6 protein-coding genes and 1 tRNA gene are annotated in these 12136 nt (G+C 55.6%); 5 read left to right on the plus strand and 2 right to left on the minus strand.

Annotation, left to right across the window (positions count from 1 at the left end):
- Positions 1-10: 10 nt before the first annotated feature.
- Together JT718_RS12130 and JT718_RS12135 are read left to right on the plus strand one after the other, a co-directional pair.
- Entirely contained in the window at positions 11-1102 is a 1092-nt protein-coding gene (locus JT718_RS12130; protein ID WP_205502962.1) for a hypothetical protein, read from the plus strand.
- A 379-nt stretch (positions 1103-1481) separates the two neighbouring features.
- On the plus strand, positions 1482-4445 hold the full coding sequence (locus JT718_RS12135; protein WP_205502963.1) for an FAD-binding and (Fe-S)-binding domain-containing protein: 2964 nt from the start codon (positions 1482-1484) through the stop codon (positions 4443-4445).
- A 319-nt stretch (positions 4446-4764) separates the two neighbouring features.
- Here the strand turns inward: JT718_RS12135 and JT718_RS12140 are convergent, their stop codons facing one another.
- Positions 4765-7143 carry an outer membrane beta-barrel family protein gene (locus JT718_RS12140; RefSeq protein ID WP_205502964.1) on the minus strand — a complete coding sequence of 793 codons (2379 nt, stop codon included), beginning with the start codon at positions 7141-7143 and terminating at the stop codon, positions 4765-4767.
- A gap of 291 nt (positions 7144-7434) precedes the next feature.
- Entirely contained in the window at positions 7435-9249 is a 1815-nt protein-coding gene (locus JT718_RS12145) for a nitronate monooxygenase family protein (RefSeq protein WP_205502965.1), read from the minus strand.
- A 247-nt stretch (positions 9250-9496) separates the two neighbouring features.
- Here JT718_RS12145 and JT718_RS12150 point away from each other — a divergent pair, with 247 nt between their 5' ends.
- The 3 genes from JT718_RS12150 to JT718_RS12160 all read left to right on the plus strand — a co-directional run bounded on the left by JT718_RS12150 (position 9497) and on the right by JT718_RS12160 (position 12096).
- Entirely contained in the window at positions 9497-10345 is an 849-nt protein-coding gene (locus JT718_RS12150) for a chromate resistance protein ChrB domain-containing protein (protein ID WP_205502966.1), read from the plus strand.
- A 77-nt stretch (positions 10346-10422) separates the two neighbouring features.
- Positions 10423-11781: a chromate efflux transporter gene (gene chrA / locus JT718_RS12155; protein ID WP_205502967.1), complete on the plus strand. Its 1359-nt coding sequence runs from the start codon at positions 10423-10425 to the stop codon at positions 11779-11781.
- A gap of 244 nt (positions 11782-12025) precedes the next feature.
- Positions 12026-12096 (plus strand) — tRNA-Cys (locus JT718_RS12160).
- Positions 12097-12136 lie beyond the last annotated feature (40 nt).

The following is a 12136-nucleotide window of genomic DNA, read 5'->3' on the forward strand; positions in this document are numbered from 1 at the left end:
GGCAAGAACAGTGGCCGAGGTCAAGGCTGAACTGCTTTCCAGGTTTATCCCCACCTGGGGCGAGTTGGCTCTGGCCGCCCAGCGAGAAGCGCCTGAACCCGCCTGCCTCCTGGTGGACTTTTTGGCGGGCGCCGGCACGGCCGATGGGCTGGCCGCAGAAACCACGGGCAAAATCCTGCGCACCATTTTCGCCAGTTCCGGTTCCCGCTTTGCCCTGAGTCCGGCGTTCCGCACGTTCTTTTCAGACCCCAGCAAGGCGGCTTTGGCCAGGCTGGAGCAGCACGTGGCAGAGCTCCCTTTCTACCCCGAGCTGGGCCACGCCCCGGTTTTCCTGCTCCACCCTGACCAGCAGGAACAGCTCCGGGAATGGACCCGGCGGGAGGTGCCGGGCCTGCTGGTGGCAGATCCGTTTGGGGCCAAAGCCGCCCAGGCGCAGGTGCTGCAGGCGCTGGACCAGGCAAGTACAGATCTGTTCCTGTTGTTTGAGGCCGGCAAGCTGAAGGCCTCGGTGCGGGGGGCGGCCACCCCGAGCCCCTTGCAGCAGCTCTACGGTGCCCAGCTGCCCCGTGTGCAGGCCTACTGCGCCCGCATCACCCAGGCCCGGAAGCGTGAGGAGTTCATCCTGCAAAGCTTACAGGCGGCGGTTCAGGAACGCGGCTACCACACCGTTGTCTTCAAGATGGGCCAGCCCGGCAAATACCAGCCCTGCCAGTACCTTTTCTTCGCCTCCAGAGCCACGGCAACCTGCAACCGCCTCAAGGAGCTGCTTCTGGAATACAGCGAAACGCAGGAAGACGGGGTACCCACCCTGGGGGTGAACCTCAGACCCGTGCGGCTGCTGGTGCCCGAGTACGCGCAATACCTGCCTTTCTCCCTGCACAACCTCCGGCAAGATCTGCTCCAGAATGCTCCGCAGTACAACCGCCTGAGCCTGGACAGGATTTACGAAAAGCACAACCTGGGCACCCCGTACTGCCGCGCCAATTACCTCACCGTGATGGAACACCTGAAGGCAGAGGGGAAGATTCTGCTGGTGAACCCTAAAACGGGGCAGCAAGTGCACAAGCTTACCTACCAGTGTCTCATCAAATTCAAAGGCTGAGTGACCGGGTAGAATAGGAAGCTGTCTTGTGCTCCCTTAGGGCAGCATGTTGGCGTAGATTCCTTCTTCCCAAAATGAGCTTTCGGGCACCGCTTTGTAAAATAGAGGAGAGGCACTCACTATACTTACAAGCCGTGCCCAGGCAATGGCCCGGGAGTAAGGCATAGCCGGCAGCGCTCTCAGACAACAGGCGCAGTTTATACACAGAAAGGTAGAGGAAAAAAGTGGATGAGCCGGGTCATGGCCGATTGGATAGCCCTGTCCTACGGCTGAACCTCCTCTTTCTGGCCTGGGTTTGTTCCTAAAACAGCAAACACTTCCGGTATTCACTAGACATCCTTTCGCAGCCTCCCTATATTTGCTTCCCAATTTCAAGAATATGACTGCTCCCTCCCTCACTGCCTTCGCTGAACTTGAAGCTTCGCTGACCGGTGAATTATTTTACAACGCCGAGTCTTCCCTGCACCAGGCCCAGCGCCGGGTGTACGCCACCGATGCCTCGGTGTACCAGGAGATGCCCACCGCCGTGGCCATCCCCAAAACCAAGGAAGACCTCAAAGCATTAATCCAGTTCGCGAACCAGCACCAGATCACGCTCATCCCAAGGGCCGCCGGGACTTCCCTGGCCGGTCAGGTGGTGGGCAACGGACTGGTGGTGGACATCTCCAAGTACTTCACCCAGGTCCTGGAAGTAAACCCCCAGGAACATTGGGTGCGGGTGCAGCCGGGCGTAATTAGAGATGACCTGAATGCGGTCCTGCGTCCGCACGGGCTGCTGTTCGGGCCGGAGACTTCTACGGCTAGCCGGGCCATGGTGGGCGGCATGATTGGCAACAACTCCTGCGGCTTGCACTCCATTGTCTGGGGCGATACCCGTACGCATCTGCTCTCGGCCAAAGTACTGCTGAGCGATGGCTCAGAGGCCGAGTTCAAGCCACTTACGCACCCCGAGCTGCAGCAGAAGCTGGCGCTCCAGAACCTGGAAGGCGAGATCTACCGGAAAATGTATGGCCTCATCAGTGACCAGGAGAACCGAAGCCTCATCCAAAAGAACTACCCCAAAAAGACCCTGACCCGCCGCAACACCGGCTACGCGCTGGACTTTTTGGTAGACGAAGGTGCCGGACCCGAAGGACAGACCACGCTGGACCTCTGCAAGGTGCTGGCGGGCTCAGAAGGCACCCTGGCCTTTGTGACCGAAGCCAAACTGAATCTGATTCCCCTGCCGCCCAAGGAAGAAGGCCTGGTGTGCGTGCACTTCACTTCCCTCATGGAGGCTCTGGAGGCCAACATCATCATCCTGAAGCACCACCCCATGTCCTCTGAGTTGGTGGACAAGTACATCATGGACTTCACCAAAGGCCACCGCACCTATGATGCCAACCGCTTCTTCATAGAGGGCGACCCCGCGGCCCTGCTCATGGTGGAGTTCATGGCCGAGACCCAGGACGAGATCACCGAAAAAGCCGAAGCCCTGATTGCCGATCTGAAAGCGGCTGGTTTGGGCTATGCCTACCCCGTCGTACGCGGGGCGCTCACCAAACCCGTGTGGGACGTGCGCAAAGCCGGCCTGGGTTTGATCCGGAACCTGCCCGGCGATACCCAACCGGTGAACCTCATTGAAGACTGCGCCGTGTCTCCCGAGGATCTGCCCGCCTACGTTGCCGATTTGCAAAAAGTATTGGAAAAACACCAGCTGCAAGCGTCTTACTACGCCCACGCCGGGGCCGGCGAGCTGCACATTGAGCCCATGATTAACCTGAAGACCAACGAGGGCAAGCGGGTATTCCGGGAAGTGCTCGCCGATACCACGGCGCTGGTCAAGAAATACAATGGCTCGCTCAGCGGCGAGCACGGCGACGGCCGTTTGCGCGGCGAGTTCATTCCGCAGGCCTTGGGACAGGAAGTATATGAACTACTGAAGGAGGTAAAGCAGATCTTTGACCCCAAACACATTTTCAACGCGGGCAAGATTGTGGATACGCCCCCCATGAACGAGTTCCTGCGGTACGAGGAGCGTCCGGCCCAGCAGATCATTCCGGTAGAGACGCTGTTTGATTTCACCCGGCAGGAAGGTATTCTGCGGCTGGCCGAGAAATGCTCCGGCTCCGGCGATTGCCGCAAAACCCACGTGAGCGGCGGTACCATGTGCCCCAGCTACATGGCCACCCGCCAGGAGAAAGACACCACCCGGGCCCGCGCCAACATCCTGCGGCAGTTCCTCACCAATTCCGACAAGGTTAATAAGTTTGACCACAAGGAAATCAAAGAGGTAATGGACTTGTGCCTCAGCTGCAAAGCCTGTAAGTCTGAGTGCCCCAGCAGCGTGGACGTGGCAAAGATGAAAGCCGAGTTCCTGCAGCACTACCACGATGCCAACGGGGTGCCGCTGCGTACCCGCATGATTGGTAATTTTACTAAAATGCAGCAACTGGCCTCCGTGGTGCCCGGTGTTTACAACTTCATGATCAGCAACCCGGTCACCAGCAAGCTGATCAAGAAAACCGTAGGTTTTGCCGTAGACCGTTCTTTGCCCGAAGTAGGAAAAACCACCCTGAGAAGCTGGTTTAAAAAGTGGCAGAAGGAGAACGCGGCTGCCAACACCGGCAAACCCGTTTACCTGTTCTGCGACGAGTTCACCAACTACAATGACGTGGAGATCGGGCAGACCACGGTGAAGCTGCTCTCGGCGTTGGGCTACTCCGTGCAGATCCCGGAGCACCTGGAAAGCGGCCGTACCTACCTCTCCAAAGGCCTGGTGCGCGATGCCAAGGAAATCGCGATTAAAAATGTGCAGCTCCTGAGCAAAGCCATGGCCAACGGCACGCCCATCATCGGGATTGAGCCTTCGGCCATCCTAACGCTGCGCGATGAATACCTGGATCTGGTGCCGTCAGAGTTAGTGCCTGCCGCCCGAAAAGTAGCTGCCAACTCGTTCCTTTTAGAGGAGTTTTTACTGAAAGAGGCCGAAAACGGAAGCATCACTGCCTCCGCGTTCACGCAGGAGAAGAAGCACATCAAACTGCACGGCCACTGCTACCAGAAAGCCTTGCAGGTGCTCACGCCCACGCAGAAGATACTTTCGCTGCCCCAGAATTATGAAGTAGAGATGATTCCTTCGGGCTGCTGCGGCATGGCGGGTTCGTTTGGGTATGAAGAAGAGCACTATGACGTTTCCATGCAGATTGGTGAATTGGTACTGTTCCCCGCCGTGCGAAACGCTGCGCCGGAGACCATCATCGCCGCGGCCGGAACCAGCTGCCGCCACCAGATCAAAGACGGGACCGCCAAAAAAGCCCTGCACCCGGCCGAGATCCTCTGGCAGGCCTTGGCTTCTAAGTAAACTACGGAATTTGATCCTTCTATACATGCTGTCATCCTGAAAGGATCTTGGTGACGAACCAATAGAGCTTTTATTGGAGGCAACTACCGTTCGTCACCAAGATTCTTTCAGAATGACAAAGGGGAGTGGAGTAGTAATAGTGATATCTCATTACTTTAGACCGACTAAGCTAAAAGAAGTAATTGGAAAGAGTGTGCAGATAGTGTACGAAGTGCTAATTTATACCAAAACAGAAAGCCCTCTCATTTGAGAGGGCTTTCTGTTTTGGGGCTAGTTTCAGGAAAATGGTCCCAGAACTCTTCTGAATTATTGGTTGTAGTTACTCCCGCACCCGGTTGCGTTCACTTTCTGAGCCGCCGGTGTCGGGGCGGCGCTGGCTGCCAGAGGTTTTCCCGAACCGGTAGGAATAGGAGAGGGTGACCACGCGGCTGTCGCCGGCGTTGCGCCACCAGGCATCTGCGTTGGTGAGGTTGTTGATCACGCCGTTGGTGATTCTGGTATAGAAGATATCGCTCACGTTCAGGCGCAGAGTGCCTTGGTCCTGGAACAGTTTCTTCTGCAACCCGGCATTGGCCAGCCAGTACCCGCCAATCTCAAACTGGGCATAATACAGGCGGGTGCGGTACTGGCCACCGGCCTCAGCGCTCCAGCCTTTGCCAAACGTAAACTGGTTGCTCATAGAGGCGAAGAAGAAATTCCCTCCCACGTCTAGTCGCTGGTTGTACAACTGGCTTCTAAATTGGTTGTGGCTGAACTCGGTGTATAGGGTGGTGCGCAGCCATTTGGCCGGATTAAACGTGGCATTCAGGGAGATCACCTTAGACTCGCTCACGCCTAAGTTGCCTGGGCGGCTGTAATAGCGTTTGCCTACTTCTGGGTCATCTCTGATTTCAATGGTTTCATTGATCAGATCCAAGGCCCGGCTATACCGGGCAGAAGCGGTAATGATGTTATGCGTGTAGGAAAGCTCCAGGTTGTGCGAGAAGGTGGGCTGCAGGAAAGGGTTACCGGAGTAGTACGTGACTTTATCCAGCGGCGAAAGGAACGGGTTCAGGTCCTGGAAGAACGGACGGTCAATGCGCTTTCCGTAAGACAAGGTGAAGGATTTCATGCCCGCAGAATCCAGTTTGTACTGCACGTACACGGTAGGGAAAAGGTTGGTGTAGCTGCGGCTGAAGGCTGAGTCTTTCTTCTCCACGTTCCCCAATTGGTGCCCTTTTGAAACGGTATTTTCCAGCCGGGCACCAGCCTGTACAGACCAGCGGGCAAACTCTTTCCGCATATTGGCATACACAGCATGGATGTTCTCGCGGTACTGGAAGTGGTTGCTCAGATCATAATCAGGGGCCGTAATGCCGTTTTCAGTGGTAGAGTAATTGGCTACGTTATCTGTTTTGATGTAACTGGTTTTAGCACCGGTTTCCAGATGCACACCGTTCTGGAAGGGATGGGTATAGTCTGCTTTTGCCGTGTAAATGTTGATGGTAGAAGGAACGGTGCCGGTAATTTGGTCCTGGCTTTTTAAGCCTCCCTCTGGGTTGTAAATGAAGTTTTTGTATAACTGCTCGGCATGGGTACGGTAGGTGACGTAATCTACATCTGCGGCGAGGGAGCGGCCGGTTTTTCCAATGTCGTGCCGTACGTTCAGGTTTACGCTACCGTTCCTGAAGTTATTCTCGTTCCAGTTATCGGCCACAATGGTAGAGTCCAGTTGGCCAGTGGCTTTGAGCAGGCGACTGACGTTATCGGTTTGCGTATCTGAGGGGCGGGTGAGGCCGTTCAACACAATCCCGAAGGTGGTGCTAGGGGTCGCGTAGAAATCCATCCCGATTTTGGCCGCATACGATTCTGAGCCGCGTAAAATGTAGGAGTTCTGGCTGAACATAGATTGCAGCTGTTGCGCCTCGTTTTTGTAGCGCCGCTCAATATTCAGATCTGTAAAGTTGTTCTGCGCCGTCTGCGAAAAGGTGGCAAACAGATTCACTTTGTTATTACGGTAGTTCAGGTTGAGGCTGTTGCTGGTTTTGCCTAGTTTGCCCCGCCCGTAACTCAGGTTAAGATTGCCGTTGAACGATTTGGTGTTTGACTTCTTCGTTTTGATATTGATTACCCCGGCATTTCCGGCGGCTTCGTATTTAGCCGGCGGATTGGTCATGATCTCAATGGTCTCCAGCGTTTCAGAGGGCAGGGAACGAAGGTAACTTTCCAGCTCGGCCCCGGCCAGATAAGTAGGCTTGTCGTCAATGAATACCACTGCGCCAGATTTTCCTTTCAGGCTGATCGCCCCATTTTCGCCCACCAGAACCCCCGGTGATTTTTCCAGGACTTCCAGCGCGTTGGTGCCCGCGTTAGACAGCAGCGCCCCCACGTTTATCACCGTTCGGTCTATTTTCTGCTCCACAAAAAGCTTCTGGCTGGCAACCGTTACCTCCTGTAGGACCTGTCCACCGTCTTGTTCTAAGGTGATAGCTGGAAGGGTCAGGTTTAGATTGGCGGCGCTGATGCTGATAGGACGGCTTTTGTACACTTTGTAGCCCATGGCATTTACCACCAGCAAATAGCTGTTCTCTTTCAGGCTCTCCAGTTCAAAGGCACCGGCGGCATTGGTGATGCTTATTTTTACCAGGGCACTGTCCTGTGCTTTGAGCAAAGAAACGGTGGCTGCTTCTACAGGCTTGTTGCTGGCATCTTTTACCAAGCCTGAAATTTTACCCGTCTGCTGCGCCCGGGATATATGTGAAACAAGGAGAGAGAAAAAGAGCAGGTAAAGAAGTCTCATAGGGTAGGGAAAAGCTTGCTTCAGTAGAGTCCAATATGGGAAGCATTGGCGTTTTAAGCCCATTTCTCAAAAATGAGCTAAAAACCGCCAATGCTTCCCAAGAGAGACAACTTCACAGGACATTTACCCTATTGGGCAGGGGGATTGGTGGGGAGATTTTCTGGAGGAGATAAAAAGCCGTGTCTGATATCAGGTACAACCATCATACGTTTACCCTTGCACCCGTACCAGAGCAGCGTTCTGCAACTGGTCTTCGGCCTCCAGCAGTTCTTCCAGCATGACTCTTCTTTTCTCCAGCTCTTCCGGCGTAAAAAGGTCAGGCAGAATGGCTTTGTAATAGCTGATACCCGCCTGTAGGTTCTGCCAGAAGGTTTGCAGGTACTTGGCCTGTTTGTCGGTGAGGGTTTCCAGTTGTTCGGCTTTTTTGTTCTTCCAGTAGTCTATGTACAGCTTCAGTTCATTGATGAACACGTGCGGGCGGTAGGTCTGGTTAAGCGCGTTAAACCTTCCATAAATATGGTCTACCATTTCCTGTAATTTAAAAATGCCCGAGAAGTAGGCCAGGTTTGGTCCCGGACAAATGGCCACCGGTGTGACCCTGGTTTTCTTCCCGAAGTTGTACAGCAGCGAAGCAGTATTGGCCAGCCCTTCGCAGAGACATTCTTTCACCAGTACCTTGGCTTGTTCCGCAAGTAACGTCTCAGCCGGTAGCCCCTGCTGCTGCAGTTGCTCCAGTTTGCGGCGCTGGAATTTGCGGGAGGCCGTGCAGAGGGGTTCTTCGCTGAAATCTGTGTTAGACACCAGGTGCTTTTTCACGCAGGGACTGCCCGGTTTACCTTTGGCTATGCGGGTGTGGTTGAGTTGCTCGCTGGTGGTGCCGCGCAGAGCGTTGAACGGGACGCCCAACGGTGAGATAGGGCTCAGGTACAAGTCCTCGGCCTTCGCTTTAGAAAGTTTGGTAAGAGTCTCGGCGTCTACGGTGGTGGCCTCAGGTACTAACAAAAATGGTGTACCCCAACCTACTGCGTCGCAGCCGTAGTGTTCCAGGAGAAAGTTCTGCTCTTCGGCCGTACCGATGCCTCCCTGCACCGTGAGCCGCTGGATTGGGGCGGCACCTGGGGCCTGCACTCCTTTGGCAGCAAGCGCCTGCTGGCACATGGTCCATAGTTCCGCCTTCAGGACCTCGCGGTTGGCTTTGAATTCCTCCAGAATAGGGCCCAGCAGCAGCCCGTCTGTGGCAAAAGCGTGTCCGCCGCAATTCAGTCCAGATTCTACCCTGAACTCAGACACCCAAATACCTTTTTTTGCCAGAATCTTCCCTTGTACGGCGGCAGACCGGTAATCGCTTACTTTGATGATCACCTGCTTTTCAAACGCACCCTGGGCGTTGGGCAGAAAACCTGGGAACTGCTCCAGATAGCTGAACAGCCTTGGGTTCATGCCCGCCGAGAACACAAGGGAGGAGCGAACGGTGCTCTGGGCAAAACCCCTAAGCGCAGCCAGCGCATCGGAGAACTCTGCCGGAAGAGCGCTGCCGTCTGGGGCGTGGTTGGTTTTGTCCAGCTTGGTCATGATGTTCACGTCAATGCTGCCCGGTATCACGGCCTCGCGCAGTTGCGCCTGCAGAAACCCTTTGTAGACCTCATCGGGTGTTTGCAGCATCTGGTGGTACAGCATGCGCAGCGGAGAATGTTCTGGCAACATCTCAAAATATTTGGTGAGCTGCGTGCCGGGGGCAAATTCCCCGGCTTTTACGTTCTCCAGCTGTTCGGCCACCAGTTTGTCTACCAGGTTTAGGTAAGCCGTGATGCGCCTGGCGCGGTAATCTGCCTGTTTTTCAGAAATGGGCTCAAAAGGCTTCTGGTAAAGTGCGGCATAGTAAAGCCGCATCTCTTCCAGCAGCTGATCGTCGGCCAGCGCAATCACCGAGGAAATGCCGTAACGGGCAACTTTAAGAGGAGAGTCTATGGAAAAGGCCAATCCCATGACCGGGATGTGGAACGTGTGGAGGTGGTGGAAAGCCATGGTTTTTCTTTGGGAGCGTAGATGAAGGCTTCGGTGCCCGAAGCCGTGCACAAGGTAGGGGCATCCTGAAAGAAAGAGACACGAGAAGAAACAGCCTGTTGGGTGAGGCATATCATTGTGCAGGTGCCAACTTTGGCTATGGAGCGAGCGACCCGGCTCCTGTTTTAGACCGGTTTTCTGAAAAATGAGCCCCAAACCCAGGCCGGTTTCGCGTACCTTTAGCTCCAGCACTTCACCGCCTTTGGTTATGAAATGGATTACCCGCGAACGCCCCAAAATTGACCGCCTGGCCTGCCCCTGGCTCATCAAGAGGTTTATTGACCCCACGGCGGAGATCATCTACGTGCCTGAGCCCCAGGTGCTGGACCAGGCCCGGGCCCTGGACGCCATTCCGTTCGACGTGCCCGGCGTGGAGTACAGCCATTACCAGGACCGCTGCACCTTTGACTACTTCCTGGAGAAGCACCACCTGCAGCAAGACCCGGCCCTGCAGACCATGGCCCTGATTGTGCGCGGCGCCGACACCGATGACCACACCCTGGCGGCGCAGTCGGCGGGGTTGTGGGCCATTTCGCACGGCATGGCCTTCAACATCACCAATGACCAGGAACTGCTGGACAAAGCCCTGGTGCTCTATGACGGGCTCTACAGCTGGGCCAAACACCTGCAGCAGCAGAAGCACACCACCCACCCCACCGAGCGGCTCTTTTTGCAGGCCTACCACCAGTTTCTGGCACAGAAAAAAGAGCACCCCCAGAAAGTGCCCGCCTGGGCGCAGCACCTCAAAGAGATCATCCAGGACCAGATAGACACCAACCTTACCCTAACCCTCAAGGAGGTAGCCGAGGCGCTGGACGTGAACCCGGCCTACGTTTCCCGGGCGTTTTCCAAATACTTTGACAATCTCTCGTTTGGCGAGTACATCCGGAAGCTGCGCATTGAAAAGGCCCTGAACCTTTTGCATACGTCGGGCTATTCCCTGGCCGAGGTGGCCTACCTCACCGGTTTCTCAGACCAGAGCCATTTTACCCGCATTTTTAAGCAACAGCTGGGGCAAAGCCCTTCTGAGTACCTAAAAAATTGGCGTAAAAAGTAAACCCCGTCCCAAAGGTAAATTCTGTGCTAGCCTGCGCGCGGCCGGTTCCGTATTCTTGTACCAAAACAATTGCAGCCATGGAAACCACCACGCTAGATACCAACCCCCTTACCCAGCGGAGCGCCCCGGAGAAACCCACGTTCCGGGAGGCCTTTCTGTTCTGGCTCAAGCTGGGCTTCATCAGCTTTGGAGGACCGGCGGGCCAGATCGCCATCATGCACCAGTTTATTGTGGAGCAGAAGCGGTGGGTGTCAGACTCCCGGTTTCTGCACGCGCTCAACTACTGCATGCTGCTGCCGGGACCCGAGGCCCAGCAGCTGGCCACCTACCTGGGCTGGCTCATGCACGGCGTGCGGGGCGGGCTGGTGGCGGGCATCTTCTTTGTGCTGCCCAGCGTGTTCATTCTGCTGGGGCTGAGCACGGTGTACGTGAGCTTCGGGGCCATCCCGTGGGTGTCGGCTTTGTTCTACGGCCTCAAACCGGCCGTGGTGGCCATTGTGGCGTTGGCCTTGTTCAAGATTGCCGGCAAGTCGCTGAAGACCTGGCTGCACTATGCCCTGGCAACCGTCAGTTTCCTGGCCATCTACTTCCTCAAGGTGCCCTTTCCGTACCTTATTCTGGGGGCTATTGTGCTGGCGGTGGTGCTCAGAAAAGTGTTACCCACCCTGTTCCGGGAGAAAGAGGCCACCCAACAGCAGGACCAGGACGAGCAAAGTTATTACCTGCACGCGGGCAGCGCAGTGGTGGGCGAGGAGGTCACCTTTGGCCGCAGCTTGGTGAGGTTGGGCATCACGCTGGTCCTGTGGGCGGTACCGCTGGGGTTGTTTTACCTGCTCACCAGCCAGTTTGCGTTTTGGGGCAATTTGATCGGTTTCTTCACCAAAGCAGCCCTGGTCACGTTTGGCGGCGCCTACGCCGTGTTGCCCTATGCCGCGCAGGTAACGGTAGAGAAATTCCACTGGCTCTCCAGGTTTGAGATGATAGACGGCCTGGCCCTGGGCGAAACCACGCCTGGCCCCCTCATCATGGTCTTAACATTTGTGGGTTTTATGGCGGGCTATAACCATTACGGCGGCTCCCTGGCCATGGGGGCCCTGGGCCTGTTCACCACCACGTTTTACACGTTTCTGCCCTGCTTCTTCTTTATTCTGGCGGGTGCCCCCTTTATTGAGCGCACCCGCGGCAACTCCGCCATCAAATCTATCCTGGGGGTGGTGACCGCTGCCGTGGTAGGCGTAATTCTCAACCTCACGGTGTACTTTGGTACCGCTGTCCTGTTCCCTGCCGGTGTAGCCCTGGCCAGCCTGGATTACTTTGCCCTGGCCTGGATCATCATTTCTTTTCTGGCCATGTACCGCTTCAAGGTAGGCATGATTCCCTGGATTGGGGTGAGTGCTCTGGCTGGGCTCCTCCATTACCTGCTGCTCGCCGCTTGATTTCGGGCAGACCACCATCCTTGTGGTCTGCTGGCATTGGGTTTAAATTACTTGAAGCCAATAAGTTATCTGATTAATATTGAAAATTTGCGATAAATATTTGGTGGATTAGGGATTTACTGTTCTATTTGTCTACCAAATCTATAGACATTAAGGGTATTTAGAAGTGCCACTTACCAGGCGGGGCGCTTCGGGGAGCCGAACGGGTGGCTCCGTCTCCTTTAGATGACTATGGAACGGAAAAGGTCGTGTGGCTGAGTGGCGAAGCAAAGACCAGCAACGTCTTGTACGGCGGTTCGAGTCCGCCCGTGACCGCAGGGGAACTCTCTGTAAGGAGAGTAGAACCAGTACCGCA

It is taken from the genome of Rufibacter psychrotolerans, from assembly GCF_016924645.1.
In the GTDB taxonomy this organism is placed as follows: domain Bacteria; phylum Bacteroidota; class Bacteroidia; order Cytophagales; family Hymenobacteraceae; genus Nibribacter; species Nibribacter psychrotolerans.